Annotated in this window: 15 protein-coding genes; 6 read left to right on the top strand and 9 right to left on the bottom strand. The window is 59.4% G+C overall.

Features of this window, described 5'->3' with window-relative positions:
- The first annotated feature begins 191 nt into the window (after positions 1–191).
- The 6 genes from KW848_RS17490 to KW848_RS17465 are packed head-to-tail and all read left to right on the top strand — an operon-like array spanning position 192 to position 10370.
- The gene (locus KW848_RS17490) at positions 192–983 is read left to right on the top strand and encodes a YfaP family protein (protein WP_192410795.1); all 792 of its coding nucleotides are present in this window, start codon (positions 192–194) and stop codon (positions 981–983) included.
- Between the two features lie 37 nt (positions 984–1020).
- Positions 1021–2733 (top strand): DUF2138 domain-containing protein, encoded by a 1713-nt coding sequence (locus tag KW848_RS17485; RefSeq protein WP_218537578.1) that lies wholly within the window; start codon positions 1021–1023, stop codon positions 2731–2733.
- Complete coding sequence (locus KW848_RS17480) at positions 2718–3368, top strand: DUF1175 domain-containing protein (RefSeq protein WP_095131398.1); 651 nt, start codon at positions 2718–2720, stop codon at positions 3366–3368. The genes KW848_RS17485 and KW848_RS17480 overlap by 16 nt, the downstream gene beginning before the upstream one ends.
- Positions 3365–7930, top strand: coding sequence for an alpha-2-macroglobulin (locus KW848_RS17475; RefSeq protein ID WP_218537614.1), 4566 nt, complete (start codon positions 3365–3367; stop codon positions 7928–7930). The genes KW848_RS17480 and KW848_RS17475 overlap by 4 nt, the downstream gene beginning before the upstream one ends.
- A 1-nt stretch (position 7931) precedes the next feature.
- Positions 7932–9551 (top strand): DUF2300 domain-containing protein, encoded by a 1620-nt coding sequence (locus tag KW848_RS17470; RefSeq protein WP_218537577.1) that lies wholly within the window; start codon positions 7932–7934, stop codon positions 9549–9551.
- 3 nt (positions 9552–9554) lie between these two features.
- Entirely contained in the window at positions 9555–10370 is an 816-nt protein-coding gene (locus KW848_RS17465) for a YfaP family protein (RefSeq protein WP_218537576.1), read from the top strand.
- Between the two features lie 245 nt (positions 10371–10615).
- Here the strand turns inward: KW848_RS17465 and KW848_RS17460 are convergent, their stop codons facing one another.
- The 9 genes from KW848_RS17460 to KW848_RS17420 form a co-directional block, all read right to left on the bottom strand.
- Positions 10616–11701, bottom strand: coding sequence for a macro domain-containing protein (locus tag KW848_RS17460; RefSeq protein ID WP_218537575.1), 1086 nt, complete (start codon positions 11699–11701; stop codon positions 10616–10618).
- 50 nt (positions 11702–11751) lie between these two features.
- Positions 11752–12672, bottom strand: coding sequence for a restriction endonuclease (locus KW848_RS17455; protein ID WP_218537574.1), 921 nt, complete (start codon positions 12670–12672; stop codon positions 11752–11754).
- A 911-nt stretch (positions 12673–13583) separates the two neighbouring features.
- Positions 13584–14336, bottom strand: a complete 753-nt coding sequence (locus KW848_RS17450) for a S24 family peptidase (RefSeq protein ID WP_218537573.1) — start codon at positions 14334–14336, stop codon at positions 13584–13586.
- A gap of 223 nt (positions 14337–14559) precedes the next feature.
- Positions 14560–15087 (bottom strand): inorganic diphosphatase, encoded by a 528-nt coding sequence (ppa, locus tag KW848_RS17445; RefSeq protein ID WP_008153565.1) that lies wholly within the window; start codon positions 15085–15087, stop codon positions 14560–14562.
- A gap of 273 nt (positions 15088–15360) precedes the next feature.
- Positions 15361–16173: a zinc-dependent peptidase gene (locus tag KW848_RS17440; protein WP_218537572.1), complete on the bottom strand. Its 813-nt coding sequence runs from the start codon at positions 16171–16173 to the stop codon at positions 15361–15363.
- A 6-nt stretch (positions 16174–16179) separates the two neighbouring features.
- Positions 16180–16836 carry a DedA family protein gene (locus KW848_RS17435; RefSeq protein WP_218537571.1) on the bottom strand — a complete coding sequence of 219 codons (657 nt, stop codon included), beginning with the start codon at positions 16834–16836 and terminating at the stop codon, positions 16180–16182.
- 220 nt (positions 16837–17056) lie between these two features.
- Complete coding sequence (locus tag KW848_RS17430; protein WP_008153569.1) at positions 17057–17518, bottom strand: N-acetyltransferase; 462 nt, start codon at positions 17516–17518, stop codon at positions 17057–17059.
- A 112-nt stretch (positions 17519–17630) separates the two neighbouring features.
- Positions 17631–18455 carry an ethanolamine ammonia-lyase subunit EutC gene (gene eutC, locus KW848_RS17425; protein WP_218537570.1) on the bottom strand — a complete coding sequence of 275 codons (825 nt, stop codon included), beginning with the start codon at positions 18453–18455 and terminating at the stop codon, positions 17631–17633.
- Between the two features lie 8 nt (positions 18456–18463).
- Complete coding sequence (locus tag KW848_RS17420; protein ID WP_218537569.1) at positions 18464–19858, bottom strand: ethanolamine ammonia-lyase subunit EutB; 1395 nt, start codon at positions 19856–19858, stop codon at positions 18464–18466.
- Positions 19859–19870 lie beyond the last annotated feature (12 nt).

Below are 19870 nucleotides of genomic sequence, written 5' to 3'. Positions count from 1 at the left end.
CGTCCACCTGACAGCGTGAATTCCACCGCAAAAATAGATGTATCTGATTGTTAAAAAACCGCCGAATGGCTAATCTTCGCGCCTTCTACGACCCGATAGTCATGGGTCTTTCTGACGAAACGCAGTTTTTGGATCTGTAACGCGCCGAGGATCGGGCGCAAGGTTTCGTTATGCATGGCAGGAGGCGTCACATGCGTTCATTTCTTCTATTGCTGATGGGGCTCGTCTGCGCGACCGCTGCCTGGGCCGAGCCGACGGCCGAGTTGTCGGAGCCGGTCGGGGGCTGGCGCTACAACGGCCTGCTCGATCGCAGCGAATATCCTCAAGTTGCCTATCCGACGCCGCCCATCGACCGGGGCGTGCAGCGCAATCGCACCATGATCCAGGGCCAGCTCAAGGCCATCGGCACTCAGCGAGGGCCGCACACCCTGGCCGTCAACGGCAATCCGCTGAATCTGTACACCGACGATCAAGGGCGTTTCGCCCGGCCGTATGCGTTCGGCGCCGGCTCCAACAGCGTTGAAGTACGCAGCGCTGAAGGCCAATCCCTCAAGCGCGTTCAATTCTATGAAGCCAACAACCTGCGCACCCCGGCGCGGATTCGCGTGGTGTTGGGCTGGGATGACCCGAAAGCCGAACTCGACCTGCACATCATTACCCCCGACGGCCAGCATGCGTTCTGGGCTCGCCCGGCGATGAGCAACGGCGGCGGTCTGGACCCGGACGGTGTCGATGGTCCCGGCCCGGAAATGTTCACCATGACCGCGCCGATGCATGGCACTTATCTGGTTTACGTGAACTATTGGGGCAACTTTGGCAGTGGCGGCTATAACTTCGATGAGACCAGCAACCAGAACGAGGTGATCACCTCGCAGATCAACCTGGTGCTCAACGAAAACACCGTCGACGAAAAACGCGAGACCTTCATCGTGCCCCTGCGGGCCATCGGTGACCTGCTGCTGGTCAAGACTTTCAACTATTAAACATCCCGCTCCACGGATGACATCGGGTTTTGTGAACATGAGCGATAACACTGTTTCTCCGGCCGCCGAAACGCCTGCAGCCAAAACTCCTCGCCGCTGGCCGGCTCTGGTAGTAGGGCTGGTCCTGGTGGCCGGCGTCGCGGCCGGGTTGGGCTGGTTCATGCACAAACCCAAGGCGCCCCCGGCGCAGTTGGCCAGTGACAAACTGGGCATGAGCCGCCCGGACGGTCTGCTCGAAACCCACTCCTTGAGCCAGTTGCCCAAGGATTTGCTGGCGGTGCCGTTCCTCAAGGAAACCCTGACCGAAGATTTCGTCTTCTATTACGAAGCGCACGCCGATCGCCTCGGCTTGATCGGCAGTCTGCGGCGGATCATTTACGAACATGACCTGAAGTTGCAGGACAGCCTGATCGAGCAGCTCTTCGATCAACCGGCAGACGTGGCGTTGTGGCGTGGGGCGGATGGTCGCCTGAAAGACTTTTTGTTGGTGATGGATCGCGGTGGTCTGGCCAAGGTGCTGGAGCCGCTGGCGAAAGTAGCGCTGGATGATTCGCAGCTGACCCAGTTGGCTGAAATCAAGGTTGCCGGCGATGTGGTGCCGCTTTATCAACTCACCTACAACCACAGTAAAGCGCTGCTGTTCGCCTCTCATGGCGACAAACTGGTGGTGCTGTCCAATCCGGCCAAGCTGTATGAGGCCGGCCACGGTCCGGTCGAAGAACCCGGCATGGTGTCGACTGAATCGCTGGAAGCATTGCTCGGCGGCCAGAAACTGTTCCCCGAAGCTTTCGGCCTGCCACCACGCGCGCCTGAAGTGAAACAACGCCTGTCGGTCAATTCCAGCGTCCTGGCCATGGGTTACCAGCGTTTCATCCCGAACTTCGCCGGGCTGCGTTTCGACATGGACGACAAGGGCTGGCACAGCTTCCTGGCCATGGATGAACTGGACGAACAGCCGAACTTCGATTTCAAGCCGATCTGGCAAGCCATGCCGATGGGCGCCAGTGCCTGCGTCGCCTTGCCGCTCGCCGCAGAGCAGCAAAAACCATTGCTGGTAAAACTCGGCGCCGAAGAAACAGTGGCCCAGGCCCTGACCGAACACATGGCCGGTGCCGCTGGCCTGTGCTGGTACGCAGATTCGCGGTTGTACACGCCGCTGTTAGTGGCCAGCCTGAACGATGACGACAGCGCCAAACTCGACGGCGACCTGGGCAATCTGTTCGGCTCGATGGTCGGCGCCTACGAAGGCAACGTCGAAGAGCACGCGTTCCCGGTGATCGAGAAACAGCAAGGCCCAACCCACCAATGGCAGCGCCAAGTCAGCTCCAACTTCGGTCCTTACAAGGCCAAGGATGCCGAGAACCCGGACGCGATCACCGGCAAGGCGTTCATGAAAGTCAGCCTGGCGCGCCACGGTTCGACGCTGCTGTTTTCCCTCGACGACAAGCTCGTGGACAAAGCCCTCGGCACCCTCGACAAACGCTTCCCGCCGATGGCCGACGTGGTACCGAAAGACCTGCTGATGCCGGTCTACTTCGGCCCGGATTCGATGGCGCAACTGATGCAACAGGAAACCCTCGACAGCCTGCCGCAGGACATGGAACCGGTGTTTTACAACGCCGCGCAAACCTACCTGATCCCGAAACTGCGCAAACTCGGCGGCTACGGCAAATACGCCCTGACCTTGCCAAAGGGCAGTGAGCCGGACGGCCACTGGCAATGGCTGCCGCTGGAATGGAAAGCCCTGTGACAGCCCTTATCCGAGGCCTCGGCCTGCTGGCGTTGCTGCTGGGCACCCGGGCATTTGCCACTGAGGCGCCGCCGCTGGACGTGCAGCAATCCCAGGTGTTCCGCGCCTGGTTCGTGCGCATCGCCCAGGAGCAACTGACCCAAGGCCCGAGCCCGCGCTGGTATCAGCAGGACTGCGCGGGCCTGGTCCGTTTCGCCGCCAACGAAGCGCTGAAAGTCCATGACGACAAATGGCTGCGCAGCAATGGCCTGTCCAACCGTTACCTGCCGCCAGAACTGCAACTCAGCGAGGCGCAACGCGGCCTGGCCCAGCAATGGCAGCAGGGCGGCGGCAAGGTCGGCCCGTACGTCAACGCAATCAAACTGATTCAGTTCAACAGCCATTTGGTCGGCCGCGATTTGGCGCAAGCCCGGCCCGGCGACCTGATGTTTTTCGATCAGGGCGACGACCAGCACCTGATGATCTGGATGGGCCGCTACATCGCCTATCACACCGGCACCACCACCCCGACTGACAACGGCATGCGCTCCGCAAGCCTGCAGCAACTCATGACATGGAAGGACACCCGATGGATACCCGACGCAGCCAACCCCAACTTCATCGGCGTCTATCGACTGAACTTTCTCTCCCAATGATCGGTGCCCGCATGCTGCGTTTTCTGTCCCTGCTGTTGGTCCTGGTGCTGCCGTTTTCGGCGGTCAACGCCGAAGACACCGTCGAGCCGAGCGGCTACACGCCGGTGGCCGGTGAAAGCTTTTTCCTGCTGGCCGACAGCAGTTTTGCCAGCGACGAACAGGCGATGGTTCGCCTCGAAGCGCCGGGTCGCGATTATCGTCGGTTCCGCATGGAGCCTTACGGCGGCGCTGACATTCGCGTGTACCGCATCGACAAGCCGCTGGATTTCCTCAAGCGCCAGAAGAACCTGCACCGCGTGGTCAGCGACGGTCAGTTCAAGGGTGAAGGCCTGTCGAACACCCTCGCGTACCTGTGGGACAACTGGTACCGCAAATCCCGTCGGGTGATGCAGCGCGCGTTCTCCTACGAATCGCGTAAGCAAGTCACCGAGGAAGTGCCGGAACTGAAGATGGGCGCCGCCATGGCCGCGCCAACGCCTTACGATGCTCAGCCGCAATTTGCGCTGATTCCGGGCTTGCCGGTGGTCAGCCAATTCCGCTATCCGCTGTGGCAGGCCAAACCGATCCAGCCGCCTGAAGGCGTGAACCTGGCCGGATCTTCCAGCGAGTTCGTCAGCGTTGCACCGGGCAACGTGTACATTCCGTTGGGCAATCTGAAACCGGGTCTGTACCTGGTGGAAGCGCTGATCGGCAAGTACCGTGCGACCACCATGGTCTTCGTCTCCAACACCGTGGCCGTGAGCAAGATTGCCGGTGATGAATTGCTGGTGTGGGCCGCGCGCAAGCATGAAGGCAGTTCGGTGCCAAAGGTGAATGTGCTGTGGACCGATGGCCTCGGCGTGATGAGCAGTGGCGCTACCGATGCCGATGGTTTGCTGCGTCTGAAACACGTCAGCCCTGAGCGTTCCTTCGTGATTGGCGAGGACGAAGAGGGCGGGGTGTTTGTCTCCGAAAACTTCTATTACGACAGCGAAATCTACGACACCAAACTCTATGCCTTCACCGACCGGCCGCTGTATCGGCCGGGGGATTGGGTGTCGCTGAAGATCGTCGGTCGCGAGTTCAAGAATGCCCGCGACTCGGTGCTGCCGACTGCGGCCGACGTCAACGTGACCGTACTCGATGCCACCGGCACGGCGCTGCAATCGCTGGCGCTGAAACTCGATTCCAAGGCGGGCACTCAAGGCCGTTTCCAGTTGCCGGATAACGCGGTAGCGGGCGGTTACGAGCTGCGTTTCAGCTACAAGGATCAGGCCTACAGCAGCGCCTTCCGTGTCGCCGAATACATCAAGCCGCACTTCGAGATTTCCCTGAACCTGGCCAAGCAGGATTACCGTACCGGCGAACCGGTGAAGGGCAGCCTCGTGCTGCTGTACCCGGACGGTAAACCGGTGGCCAACGCCAAGTTGAGCCTGAGCCTGCGCGCCCAACAACTGTCGATGGTCGACAACGAACTGCAATACCTCGGGCAATTCCCGGTGGAGCTGACCAGCACCGAACTGACCACCGACGCCAAGGGCAACGCGACGCTGGATCTGCCGGCGGCCGAGAAGCCGAGCCGTTACATGCTCACCGTGTTCGCCAGCGATGGCGCGGCGTATCGGGTCAAGACCACCAAGGAAATCCTCATCGACCGCGGCGCGGCGAGTTTCAGCCTGCGCGCGCCTCAGCGTTTTAGCGCGGTGGGCGACAAGGTTGCGTTCAGCTACTTGAACGAAGGCGGCAGCGAGCAAAGCAAAGCGGTCACGCCGAGCAGCTACAGCTGGGTGCGCCTGGAAGACCAGAGCACCGGTGAAGGCAAACTTGCCGCGAAAGACAAAGGCTTCACCCTGGCCTTCGACCGTCCGGGTACTTACAACCTGACGTTGAAGGATGACCATGGCCGCGTGGTGGGCGCCACCGGTCATTCGGTCACGGGCGACGGCGTCAAAGCCGTGCCGGGCACCGTGGAAATTGTCCTCGATAAACCCGAGTACAAGGCTGGCGACGAAGCCCTGGCATTGATCACGTTCCCTGAGCCGATCAGCGATGCGCTGCTGTCGCTGGAGCGTGACAAGGTCGAGGCCACAGCGCTGCTGTCCAAGGGCGGCGACTGGCTGAAGATGGAAAAACTCAGCGAGACCCAATACCGCGCGCGGATCCCGGTGAAAGACAACTTTGCGCCGAACCTGACGTTCTCCGTGCTGTACACCAAGGGCGGTCAGTACAGCTTCCAGAACGCCGGCATCAAGGTGATCGCGCCGCAGATTGACGTGGCCATCGTCACCGATAAAGAGGCGTATCAGCCGGGCGATACCGTGTCGGTGGACTTGACCACGCAGTTCGCTGGCAAGCCTGTTCCAGCGCACCTGACGGTCAGCGTGGTCGACGAAATGGTCTACGCGTTGCAACCGGAAGTTGCGCCGACCATCGACCAGTTTTTCTACCACCCGCGCCGCAACAACGTGCGCACCAGCGCCAGCCTGTCGTTCATCAGCTACGACGTGGCATTGCCGGGCAGCCCTGGCGCGCCGGGTAAAGCCAATCGTAGCGAGCGCGGCGTGAAAGTGCTGGAGCGGCCGCGTCGTGAAGACGTCGACACTGCCGCGTGGCAGCCGGAATTGATCACCGACGCCAACGGCAAAACCCGTTTCACCTTCAAGATGCCGGACTCGCTGACCCGCTGGCGCATCACCGCCCGCGCCATCGCCGAGGACGGTCAGGTCGGGCAGAAGAAGCAATTCGTGCGTTCGGAAAAACCGCTGTACCTGAAGTGGAGCGGCCCGACCAAATTCCGCAACGGCGACAAACCGGATCTCGGCGTGTTCGCGTTCAGTCAGGCTGAGAAACCGGTCAAGGCTGAGCTGGTGATTCATTTCGCTGGTGCCGAACAACGCGTCCCCGTGACGCTGAACAACGGCATCAACTACATCGCGCTGCCGGCGTTCGCGTTGGCCAGTGGCGAGTGGACGGCTGAACTGGTGCAGGACGGCAAAACGGCTGATGCCTTGGCTGTGCGGCTGACCGCGACCGGCGAAGGTTGGCAGGTGACTCAGAACCAAAGCCTGGACGCGGCCAGCGGTGATACGCCGCTGACCTTGCCAGCAGACGCGACGGATATTCGCCTGCGTCTGGATGACAGTCCGCAAGCGCTGTTCCGCTCGGCACTCGACGATCTGTTGAGTTACCCGTACGGCGGCGTCGAACAAACGGCCAGTCGTTTGCTGCCGCTGAGCATCGCGTATCCGACCTTGTCGTCGAATCCGCAAATCCGCGATCGCTTGCGCCTGATCATGCAGAACAGCCGTCTGCGCCTGGTGCAAATGGCCGGGCCTTCGGCGAGTTTCACCTGGTGGGGCATGGACGGCGAGCCGGATGCATTCCTCACCGCTTACGCTTACTACGCCGACTGGCACGCCAGCAAAGCCTTGGAACTGAGCCTGCCGCCGGAGCATTGGCAGCGAGTGCTGGAAGTCTATTCGAAGCAGGCGAAAAACACGCCACTGTTGCAGAGAGCGCTGATTCTGTCGTTCGCCAAACAGATGCAATTGCCGGTGAACACCTTGCTCAGCGGTTTGATGGATGACCTGTCGAAAGCGGGCGAAGGTAATGCGGCGAACCTGATGGACGATGGTGAAGACAGCATCGTCATGAGCGATCCGGATTCGGCGCTCGGTCTGGCAGCTGCTCGTGCGCTGACGGCCTCGTTGGCTAAGCAATCGAAGGTGACTCTGCCGGACGCCTTCAGTCGTCAATTGCCAGACGCGCAACAACGATTGGCGGTCAGTTCGCAGCCGTTTGCCGAAGCCTTGAACCTGTCGCTGCAAGCCTTCGATCAGGCTCACGCGCAAGCATTGTTGCAACGACTGTTGCCACAGCAATCGACCCTGGAACGCGCATTGGCGCTGACCTGGTTGCAACGCAGCATCGAGCAGGCTTCGCCTACCATTGCACTGGCACCGGGTGAAGGCTGGAAGAAAAAATACGGTGATACCGGGGAGATTTATTGGACGTGGCAGGGTGCTGCGCCGGTGCCCGCAGTGCTGTCGCTGACCGGTGCGCAAGAGCGTCCGTTGCAAGCGGCGTTGAGCTTTCAGACCCAACAACCGCTGGTCGATCCGATGGCCGTGACCATCACCCGTCGCCTGTCGCGTCTGGTGCCGGGCGACGAAGCCTTCACCTTCAAACTGGAAGCGGTGGGTGCCAAGCCGTTGTCCAGCGACAGCCTGTATCTGGACGAAGTGATCATCACCAGCAAAGCCGCGAAACCGCTGCGCTACGGCTTGCTCGAAGTGCCGTTGCCACCGGGCGCCGATGTCGAGCGCACCACGTGGGGCATCAAACTCATGGGCAAGACTGGCACCGAACCGTCCGCGTTGGAGAAGGCGCGTTTCGAGTCGGGGCAGATGGCCTATGCCATTCCGGTCGATGCCTTGAGTGGTGAATTGCGCCTGCGTCATTTGGTGCGTTTCTCGCAGAAGGGCCAGTTCAACCTGCCGCCGGTGCGTTTCACTCAGGTTTACGCGCCACAGCATCAGGCCCAGGAACAGAAACCGGCGCTTGGCCAGGTCACGGTCAACTGACATGACCCGACCTCTGGTCTGGTGGCTGCTGTGCTTGATCCCTGCGCTGGCAACCGCGCAGGAGCCGCCGCTGCGGCTGGCCTTTAAGGGTGAGTTGCTGTCCTTGAGCCAGACTCAGGTGATCGCGCGCGAGCCGTTGCCTGCTGATCTGCAGACGCCGTTGGGCAGTGTGTGGAAGTTGTTTGTGTACGGCTGGCTGGTGGATACCAATGCCCATGAGCCGGCTTACGAATGTCGCGGTCAGTCGAAAGATGAAGTTTACTGCTGCACGGCGGGCGGCAAGATTGAGCGCGATCAGGCCTTGGTGAAGTCGTGCGGTTTGTACTTTGAACCGCAGCGGCTAGGCATTGCTGGCGCTGACTGGCGCACGTATTGGCAGGCGCGGCAGGCACCGGAGTGGTTGCTGGATTTGGCTTCGTTGCAGCCTTCCACGCGCGTTTCAGTGACTGAGTTGCTGCGAATGCTGGCCGTGATGCCGGCGCAGGATCAAGCGCGGCGGGTGTTGCTGGATGTGGTGTTGAATGCGGCTGACGGCAATGTCGTGGGCGAACTCGGTGGCCGGTTGCGGGTGAAAACCTGGAGCTGGTTGGGGGATCAGGACCCTTCGTCGCGTCAGGGCGGTTTTGCCGGGTGGACGGCGGATGGCACGCCGGTTTGGGCGGGTGGGCGTGGGACCAGTCAAATGGTCTTGCGTCACTACGGTGGGGCGTTGGCTTCGGTGTTGCCGGTGGATTGGCCTTCGGATGCTGGACGGTGTGTCGAGGTGGGGCTGTTTTCACGCTATCCCATCGGGCGCGTTCTGACGGGGGATCGTGTGGTTGAGTCCGGCCCCTTGCTGGGCGATTACCGCGTCGAATTCACCAATGGCAACCAACTCGATATCCACAGCGACGGCGAACTGTTTTTGCTGAAAGACCAACTGATCGCCCGTCTGGACCGCGAAGAATACGTCGCCCGCGTCCTCCAGCGCGAAGCCAGACCCGAACCCGCCGAAGCCGCCAAAGCTTTGGCCATTGCCATCCGCACGTACCTGCTGCAAAACGCTACCCGCCACGGCGACTGCCTGAGCATCGACGACAGCAGCAGCCGGCAACGCGTCGCCCCACGTCCAGCCACCGCCGAGTCACGCGACATCGCCGCCTGGACCAGCGACCTGGTCCTCGCCGGCAGCACCGTCACCTACCACTCCGACCAGCCCGGCCCGGACAAACTCTCCTGGCAGCAAGCCGTCGAACAAGCCAACGCCGGCCAACGCTACGACGCCATCCTGCTCCACGCCTACCCCCGCGCGAGCCTAAGCCGCTGGGACAATCCAGTCGCTTCCTGCGAAGCGCTCCCCGCCGCGCAAGACTGGCTGCAGAGTCAACGCCGCGGCTGGCGTCCGCGGTTGGAAAGCGAGGTTGGCTACAACGAAGTCAGCACCTTCGCCGTCTGCCGTCTGGCCTTCGGCCGTCCCTATGTCGACCGCGAACGCCAGCGCATCTACGTGCGCGGCGTGTTGTCGCTGCAAGACCGCCTCGACCTGACCCACGAATACCTGCACCTGGCCTTCGAAGCACACCCCAACGGCCAGGATGAAACCTACATCGAAGGGCTCGCCCGCCACCTCTTGCTGGAATAGGCCATGAAACTCCGTTATCCACAGGTCCTCCTGTTCCTCTGCTCCTTTTGCGTATGGCCGACGACGTTCGCCGCCGAAAGCGCCGCCAAACTCGACACCCCCGTTGGCGGCTGGCGCACTGGCGCGCCTGAAGGCGATGGCGAAAACTTTCGCCAGATCGTCAACTACCCGGCCTCCTCGGTGAACACCCCGGTGGGGCAGGCCAACACTGCACGCATCACCGGGCAAATCAACGCGACGCCCAAGTCCGGAGAGCCGGGCCGGTTGATCGTCAACGGCGTCAGCATGCCGCTGAAGATCGATCCTGCCGGACGCTTTGATCGCCCGTTCTCATTCCCCAATGGCAGCAACAGCGTCGAAGTCCGCAGCCCCGATGGCCAGCAGCGGCATCGCACGCAATTCCTCAACGCCAGCGGCGGGGCCACTCCGGCGAAGTTGCGGGTGCTACTGGCTTGGGACAGTGACGGCACCGACCTCGACTTGCACCTCATCACCCCCGACGGCGCCCACATCTGGTACGGCGACCGCGTTGCGCCTAACGGTGCTGCGCTCGATGTGGACGTGACGACGGGCTATGGCCCGGAAATCTTCGCCATGCCGGCGCCGATCAAAGGCCAATACCTCGTCTATGTGAACTACTTTGGGGGCGGGTATCGCAGTGATGATGAGGGGCAGGAGGAGGCGGTTCAGCCGCTGACGACGGCACAGGTGACGGTGATTACGGAGGAGGGGACGCCGAACGAGAAGATGGAGACGTTCCTGGTGCCGATGCGGGCGGTGGGGGAGTTGACGTTGGTTAAGGGGTTTAGTTATCCGTGAGGGGTGATTGTGCAAGTAGCTCTTGCACAATTGAATTGGGCAGCAGCTTGCAGCCCAATTGCTTGAAAGCGATCAGACAGAATTAGTCAGCAGGCTGCTGACCAATTTCGGAGTGTTCAGGCGTCGTCTAATTTGGCAGCTGAACAGTCGAGATGATCCAGACAGACCTTTGCTCGCTGAGGTGCTACAAGCCGTTCCCTAACTGTCCAACGGTTGTTGGACAATCATCGACGGTAGTGAGGTTATCAGGCAGCCATTTCAGGCCTAAAACTACTGGATGTCAGGCGTTTGAGAGCGATATCAAGCGCCGAATCTTCGAACAGTCTGCTCTTGCGAGCGGCAGCACCAGCTCCGCCATCCCAATGCTTCAACGCTTCACGCACAGCAGGAACGGTCGGAGATACCCCCTCCTGACTCAGTAGCCAATCGACCGTCGCCAGCAATTCCATGCCGAAGGGCGACTCAAAGCCGTCGATTAACTCAGCAGTGCGCTCCAAGGCTTCGGAATACTCCTTGGCCTCTGTTTTTAGATAGGTTTGCAAAAAGGCTTTGCGCTCTTGGTCAAACCAGATCACATCGCTGATACCCGCATCACTGATGCGCTTGTCACAATGCAAATAGCTGCCATCCAGGTTATTGAGCAGATGCTCCAGCCGATTGGCATATGGCCCATATTTATGAGCAACAAACTTAAGATTCAGTGGGTTTTCAGTGTCTGGTAGCTTCTCAATGGCACGCTCCAGGAACCAGGCCAGTTTCTGAATCTCAAGCAGGCTGCATTCCATACCTAAAACCCAGTAGCGTCGGACCAGTTCGGCGATGAGTGCGCGAGCAGGCGTGAGTTTTTCCACGCCGCTACGTTTGGCGACGTTCAGATACTGATTGGAAGGCTCAAATACCAACACATCGACATCCAGATCACTCAAGACATCAACAATTTGTTCGCGAACCTCAGGCCATTTCAAACCACCGTTACCGGCACCTAGAGGTGGAACCGCCACGGACTTCACATCGTTTTCAATCAGGAAGCGACGCAGATCGTGCAAGCCTTCGGGAATCCACGCCATCTGCGACGGTGATCGCCAGTGACGTTTGGTAGGAAAGTTTACGATCCAGCGAGGACCGTCGAGCTCGTTGACTGCCGTTACGTGAACCTTGCCGGTTTCTACCTCGCCGGCCTTGCAGGCAGCCGAATAAAGACGGTAATTCTCCGCGAAGCGCTCTTTGAACATCAACGCGATACCTTTGCCCATCACGCCCACGGTGTTCACCGTATTTACGAGGGCTTCGGTTTTGGCTTCCAGAAGGTTGCCTTGGGTAAATCTGATCATTGGAAAGACCATCCCACGGAAAAATGGGCCATGTCGGCAATAGGTGCTATTCACTCCTCATCAAAATAATCACGATCCAACGCCGGCAGCCGCAACAATCGCGACGTAACCCCCACCTCATGATCCATCATCAGATGCACCAGTCGCGTGCCATCAACCAACACAATCCCATCCACCGATTTAGCAAAGTCGACAGCGTGTGCCGTGAAACCAGAGGTTGTGATGAACACCCCGCGCTTAGCCTTTTGCCCGGCGAGTGCCCCGTAGAATGCCTGCAACTCAGGACGCCCCACTGTGTTCTGCCAACGCTTGGCTTGGACATAAACCTTCTCGAGCCCCAGTTTATCGAGCGAAATGATTCCATCAATACCGGCATCCCCAGACCCACCGACACGCTGCAGGTCATTGCGGCTAGCACCGTATCCCAGGCGATGAAGCACATCCAGTACGATCACTTCGAAGCGGTTGGGGCTGACCTGTAACAAGTTATCCAATAGATCGGCCGCTGTGGCATCACGCAATTCCTGGAGGGCTTGTTCAAGCCGATCATCTGGGCTGGCGGTCGCGGAGGTGGCGTCAGGTTCAACAGGTGTTTCGTCATCAAGCGGTGCCGCGTCCGGTGCAACCTTCAGCTTCACATTCATATAGCCAATGGCTAAATGTTCCACCGCGCCGGCCGACATGGGGGCTGGATGTTCCTTGGCGTAGGCCATACCGGCATCAGTCAATTTCCAATACCCGCGTTTGGCACTGCTGGAAAGGCCGGCACGCTTCAGCCGATCGTGTGCCCAGCCCGCTCTGTTTTTATAGGTCGTCTGCCCACTGGTGATCAGTTCTTCACGCTGCTCTAAAGTCAGTTGCAACATTTTTGCTGCAGCTTCATAGGCATCCCGAGCGGGTGCCCCATCGGGTTTTGTGGCGAGAAACCGCAGGATGGGCTCGATGAACTGATCGTAAGTTGGAACGGACATGGACGCTTCCCTGTGATGGCTACGGTTTTGTGCTGATTGGCGGGCGAGTATAAGTTAACGTCCATTCAGGTATCCCGCGCGAGGGAGGCGTTGGCGCTGATAAAACGTAAGCCACTGTGTATAGAAAGGCTTTCGTCCTACAGAACATCCCTGCGCAATAAATTCCGCCGTCTGGCATAGAAAGCTTTACCCAAGCGCTATCATCCCCCCTCACTTTTTAGCGCCTGCTCAGCGGGCGCGTGAGCTGTGGAGCAACACACGGTAGTCACCGGCGAACTCAAGAGCAAAATCGACTGAGCGAATTTAACAGGTCTTGCCGATTAGGCAGCGCAGGTACCATCAGGTACTAAATGGAAATGTGCTTCAGCTGGATTCATGCATGAGAACAACCTGCTTCAGTCTGATTTGCCAACGGCTGACGAGCTGGATCAGCGCGGGATGTCGATCTAGCTCGCTAATCGTTGAGGCTCACTTTTTCGCAGGCATTAAAAAGCCGGCTTGTGGCCGGCTTCTCGGGGACTGGCTTGGATCATTTTTGGTAAACCGCGCCAGCCTTCAAAACGTACACCCGGATCTTGCGTCCGGCTGTGGGACTTGGCGAGAAAGTCATCTGCCTTGTCGGTGCGATCTGACGCCGCGAGGCGGGTCGATGCGCAAATGTGGGGCGCAGCATACTGATTTTTTGGGGGAATTCCCAGCGTGGTGTGCGACCTAGAGCTATTGCGGTTACGTGTAGCAGCTGGCGAAGCTGTGGCGAGGGGATTTAGTGAAACGTCGCACCGCCCCGTTCGGCGGCGAAGCCGTCGTAATTCATTGGACACGGTGTGGCTGGAAAAACAGGGGCCGCTTCGCAGCCCAACGGGGATAAATCCCCTCGCCACAGCTTCGCCAGGTGCTACAGCGCTATGTGTTTACAGAAAAGGTATCGGTGGCCTGCGTTTATTCAGGGTCGACCACCAGAACACCCATCCCAGCACCCTTATTTGTTGTTCTTCGATTTGCGGAGGTCTGAAGACTTCATCCGGGTAATCGGAGCTGTTGTGGCTGCGCATGCGTATCGCGTTGCCTGGTACCCGGCTCAGGTATTTGATGCGCAACATGCCGTCGTGCTCGATTGCGTAAATCTCTCCGTCGACAATTTGCGTGAGCCCGCGGTCGATGGCGACGATGGAGCCATCTTCAATTCTTTCGGCCATGCTGTTGCCGACCATGCGGGCGCAGATGGCATCGGCGTGGTTGATTTCCAGGGAATCAAGATCGCTGCGCGGGAAGCGGATCGATTCGCTGGGGTCTTTGATGACATGGGTTTTGTCGGAGCCGGGGGCGGTGGCCGCTTCTTTGTAAAAGGGTAGTTCGATGTCGACTGGGTCGATGACCCGATAGGTGCCCCGGATTGACTGTGCGTCGAAGGTATTGCCTGATGCGTCGATCAGGTGCAATGCCCTGGCGTCTTGCGGTCCTTCGCCGGTTTTCAGCCATTCAGTGTTCACGGACAGTCTTCTGGCGACATCTTCCATGCGGTAGTCGGGAACGCCGCGGGTATACCAGTTATGGACAGTTTGAGGGTCGGAAATGCCCAGGAATTCGGCAAATCTCGTTGTCGTGATTTGTAGCTCTTTCAGGAGCATTCTGAATCGTGGGCCGCAGGTTTTGTTCTTTTTCATAAACACGAGTCTAGCCGTGCGGCATAAGGCTTTGATTCAACAAAACGTTCAAATGTGGCGTGAAATTTAAGTCCTGATGTAAGACGTCTTTTGTAAAAATTAAACAAGAAAAAACCGGTTTGCCCGCCCGTTAAATGTGCTGTTGAACATGATTTTCAAACGCCCACAAAAAACCCCGGATCAGCCGGGGTTCTTCGTTATAGCCGTTCGTGAGAGACGGTTATCAGCCTTTATAGGCAGCAACCGACTTCATGATCTCGGTGCGAGCGGCTTCTGAGTCGCCCCAACCTTCGATCTTCACCCATTTGCCTTTTTCGAGGTCTTTGTAGTTCGCGAAGAAGTGCTCGATCTGCTGAATCAGCAGCGGTGGCAGGTCGCTGCATTCTTTCACGTCGACGTACAGCTGGGACAGCTTGTCGTGTGGGACTGCGATGACTTTGGCATCGCCGCCGCCATCGTCGGTCATGTGCAGGATGCCGATTGGGCGAGCGCGGATAACCGAACCTGGAGCAACCGGGTAAGGGGTCACGACCAGCACGTCGAGGGGGTCACCGTCGTCAGCCAGGGTGTTCGGGATGAAGCCGTAGTTGGCCGGGTAGAACATCGGGGTGGCCATGAAACGGTCAACGAACAGGCAATCACTGTCTTTGTCGATTTCGTATTTGATCGGCGCGTGGTTGGCCGGAATCTCGATCGCGACGTAGATGTCGTTCGGCAGGTCTTTGCCAGCCGGAATCTTGCTGTAGCTCATTGGGCGGTGCCCCCGTTAGTTGACCAAAAACACTTGGCCGGATTGACCAAAAAGTGGCGGCGATTATAGGCATATTCCGCCGCCGATGCTATGTACCAGAGGTCGTAGAGACCCGGGTGTCCTGTCTCACCGATACTGTCGCTTTTTGACGGCGTCCGTTGTGGTCATGCTGCGTTGCCGATCCTCGCCATAGCCAGCTATGACTCGTCGCGGCGCCTTGCCTGGCCACAACGGCCACTCGTCAAAAGAGCAACGTATCGGTGAGACAGGACACTAGTCGCGTGCCTGATAGACCGGGTCTTCGGCCAGAAGTTGCCGCAGCCGCGCCAGAGGGTCCTGACGATAAAACAGCTTCAGCTGCTCATAGACCTGAGGATACGCCTCGTGCAGCAAATCCGGGGCGCTGAAGAAGTACTCGCTGGTGACCGCGAAAAACTCGGCGGGGTTTTCCGCCGCGTACGGGTCGATAGCGGTGTCAGCGTCGGGATTGCGCTCCAGTTGCCGATCTAGATCGTCGTAGGCCTCTTGCATGACCTTGGCCCAATCGCTGACCCGCATGTCGGTGTGCAGCGGCGGCAGGCCGTTGGCGTCGCCGTTGAGCATGTCGAGTTTATGCGCGAGTTCGTGGATCACCAGGTTGTAGCCTTCCCAGCCACCGCTGGCCATCACGCCGGGCCAGGCGAGGATGATTGGGCCTTGCTGCCAGGCTTCACCGCTGTGTTCGCCGTCCCATTCGTGTTCGACGCCGCTGGCATCGCGATGGCGCTGGGGGCTGAGGAAGTCGTCAGGATAGAGGACGATTTCATGGAAGCCCTGATACCAGTTCAGATCGCCCAAGTGTAGCAGCGGCAGTTGCGCCTGAGCGGCGAGCAGCAGGCGTTGCTCCTGGTGGAGCTCGACGCCGGGCAGGGTGGTCAGGTGTTTGTCCTGGAGGAACAGCACGCTGGCTTCGCGCAGCCACTGGTCTTCGGCGGCGCTGATGCCATCGAGAAAACTCAGGTGATGGCGCACCCGTTGCCACATGTCGTCGGCAACCGGATGCTTGGCCAGGATGCGCCGGCGACGCCAGGCGCTAAGGGACCACATGGTGAATCAGTGCGATTGAGTTTTGGATGCGGCGTTAGCAAGGCGACTGCGGATCATGCCGATGATCATCGGTAGCAGCGACACCAGGATGATGCCCACGACCAGCAGCGACAGGTTCTTTTTGATGAACGGTACGTTGCCGAAGAAGTAACCGAGGGTCACCAGACCGCCCACCCAGAGGATCGTGCCCAAAACACTGAAAGCGAAGAAACGCGGGTAAGGCATTTTGCCCACGCCGGCGACAAACGGTGCAAAGGTGCGAATGATCGGCATGAAGCGCGCCAACGTCACCGTTTTACCGCCGTGCTTGTCGTAGAAGTCGTGGGTTTGTTGCAGGTAGTCGCGGCGGAAGATTTTCGAATTCGGGTTCCTGAATAAACGCTCGCCGGCCGTTCGTCCTATCAGGTAGTTGGTGCTGTCGCCAAGGATTGCCGCCAACATCAGCAGGCCACCCAGCAGCACCGGGTCCATGCCGCCGCCGGCGGCTACTGCGCCAGCGATGAACAGCAGGGAATCGCCCGGCAGGAACGGCATCACCACCAGACCGGTTTCGCAGAAGATCACCAGGAATAAAATGGCGTAAATCCATGTCCCGTAGTTGTTTACCAGCAAATCGAGGTACACATCGAGATGCAGGATAATGTCGAGCGGGTTGAAATCCATGGAGAGCACCTGTGGTGACGGCCCGACTCTGCAGGCCTGTGCGGATGACTTCGCGAAAGCCTACAGACGGGTGTAGTTTTTCTTACGAGCCGGAAAGGTCGGCATTATACGATCTGAGAAGTGAAAAGCGCGTTGAGTTTGTAGCGGGGAATTTCGGAGCGCAGTGATAAGACGATCGCAGCCACAGGGCCTTACCCATAAGGGCTGCGATCTTTTTGGCTTACAGCTCGTCGCTGATCGGCAACACGTAGTTCTTGAACTCGGTGTCTTCCTTGAATCCGATGGATTCGTAGGTTTTGCGCGCGACTTCGTTATTGCTGCTGGTGGAAACGCGCATGCGTACAGCGTTGGTTTCCTTGGCCATTTTTTTCGCGGTGCGGATGAGGTTGTCGGCCACCAACTGGCGGCGAGCCTCTTCGGCGACGTAGATGTCGTTGAGGATCCACACGCGCTTCAGCGAAAGGGACGAAAAGCTCGGATACAACTGACAGAAACCCATCAGTTTGTTGCTGTCGTCATCGGCCAGGGCCAGGTAGATCACCGACTCCTTGCGACGCAGGCGCTTTTCAAGGAACGCCCGGGACGAGTCCGGATAAGCCAGGGAGCCATAAAACTCGCGATATTTGACGAATAACGGCGTCAACAGGTCCAGGTGTTCGAGGGTCGCTTGAATAATCCGCATGGTAGGTCTCGTCTTCAAGTGGCTGTCTTACGTGGTGACGGCGACGGGAAACCCTGGCGGCCGTGCATCGATCCTGCCTGAAACTGAATCAGAAACGCAATGCGGAAACGGTTCAGGCATCCGACGGGCTCAGTAGGAAATTACCTTTCTTGTCCGCTCCGGCGTCCGACTCCAGTGTCAGAACCTGGGCTTCGTCCTTCAGATTGACCCCTGACAACTGCCGCCGACAGGCCTCGCGCATCAAATACAGCAAACGGTGTGCCGCCATGCCGTAACTCAGGCCTTCGAGTCGGACGTTGGAGATGCAGTTGCGATAGGCATCCGTCAGCCCGACCTTTGGATTGTAGGTGAAATACAGCCCCAGGCTGTCCGGGGAACTGAGGCCAGGGCGTTCGCCGATCAGAATCACCACCATTTTCGCACCCAGCAGTTCGCCGATCTCGTCAGCTACGGCGACCCGCCCCTGCTCCACCAGAATGACCGGTGAGACGGACCAGCCGTCATTCACAATCTGATCTTCCATCCGCGCCAGAAACGGCAGGGTGTGGCGATGAACGGCCAGCGCCGACAACCCATCGGCAACGACAATGGCCAGATCGACATCGCCGGGATTGGCCAATGCGTAGTCGCGCAGTGTCTGAGCCGACTCATCACTGAGCTTTCGCCCCAGATCGGGGCGTTGTAAATAACTGTTCCGGTCCGTAGCGGCGCTGTGTAGCCGCAAACTGGCACGCCCGCGTTCAGCCAGTTGTGCGCTGAGCCCCGCAGAATCGAACGGCAAGTGCACCGCATCCCGTGCCTGAGCGTGGGCGTACTGGAAATCCAGCTGCGCACTGGTCGGCATGCTGGTGCCGGTTCGACCCAAGGCAATCCGTGCCGGTGTCAGGCGGCGCAGTTCCAGTAACGGGTTTTCTGGATCGGCAGGTGGTTTGTCCATTTCAACACTCATCCCAGTTGCCCCATTGCTTGGCGGAAGGCCGGCGGCAGGCTGTCGCCGAAGTGAATCTTGCCGTCTGCCTGGGTGAAAATGCCCATTCTCGCCAGCCATTGTTCGAATTCCGGCGCAGGTTTCAGGCCCAGGGTCTGGCGGGCGTAAAGCGCGTCGTGGAACGACGTGGTCTGGTAGTTGAGCATGATGTCGTCGGAGCCGGGGATGCCCATGATGAAGTTGATCCCGGCCACGCCCAACAGGGTCAGCAGGGTGTCCATGTCGTCCTGGTCGGCTTCGGCGTGGTTGGTGTAACAGATGTCGCAGCCCATGGGCACGCCCAGGAGCTTGCCGCAGAAGTGGTCTTCGAGACCGGCGCGGATGATCTGTTTACCGTTGTAGAGGTATTCGGGGCCGATGAATCCTACGACGGTGTTCACCAGGAACGGTTTGAAATGTCGCGCAACGGCGTAGGCGCGGGTTTCGCAGGTCTGTTGATCGATGCCGTGGTGGGCATTGGCTGACAGGGCGCTGCCTTGGCCGGTCTCGAAATACATCAGGTTCTTCCCCAGCGTGCCGCGATTCAGGCTCAAACCGGCGTCGTAACCTTCCTGCAGCACGTTCAGGTTGATCCCGAAACTGGCGTTGGCCGCTTCGGTGCCGGCGATCGACTGGAACACCAGGTCCAGCGGAACACCGCGATTTATGGCCTCAATGGACGTGGTGACGTGGGTCAGCACGCAGGCTTGTGTAGGAATTTCGTAGCGCTGGATGATCGCGTCGAGCATTTCCAGCATGGCGCAGATGGAGGCGATGCTATCGGTGGCCGGGTTGATGCCGATCATCGCGTCCCCGTTGCCGTACAGCAGGCCGTCGAGAATGCTCGCGGCGATACCGGCGGGTTCGTCGGTGGGGTGGTTGGGTTGCAGGCGAGTGGATAGCCGACCGCGCAGGCCCATCGTGCCGCGGAACCGGGTGATCACGCGGATTTTCTGCGCGACCAGCACCAGATCCTGCACGCGCATGATCTTCGACACGGCAGCGGCCATTTCCGGGGTCAGGCCTGGCGCGAGGGCGCGCAGGCTCTGTTCGTCGGCGGCATCGCTGAGCAGCCAGTCGCGAAAGCCGCCGACGGTGAGGTGGCTGACGGCGGCGAAGGCTTGTTTGTCGTGAGTGTCGATGATCAGTCGGGTGACTTCATCGGCCTCGTACGGAATGAGTACTTCTTGCAGGAAGTGGCTGAGCGGGATGTTGGCGAGGGCCATTTGCGCGGCCACCCGCTCGCCATCGTTGAGGGCGGCGACGCCGGCCAGAAAGTCCCCGGAACGCGCCGGACTGGCCTTGGCCATGACGTCCTTGAGGCTGTCGAAGCGATAGGTCTGGGCGCCGACGGAATGGGAAAATGCGGCCATGGGACGGGGTCC

It is taken from the genome of Pseudomonas sp. PDM25 (assembly GCF_019219045.1).
Taxonomy (GTDB): domain Bacteria; phylum Pseudomonadota; class Gammaproteobacteria; order Pseudomonadales; family Pseudomonadaceae; genus Aquipseudomonas.
The sequence above is the reverse complement of the archived record's forward strand: the minus strand, read 5'-3'. Positions and strand labels throughout refer to the sequence as shown.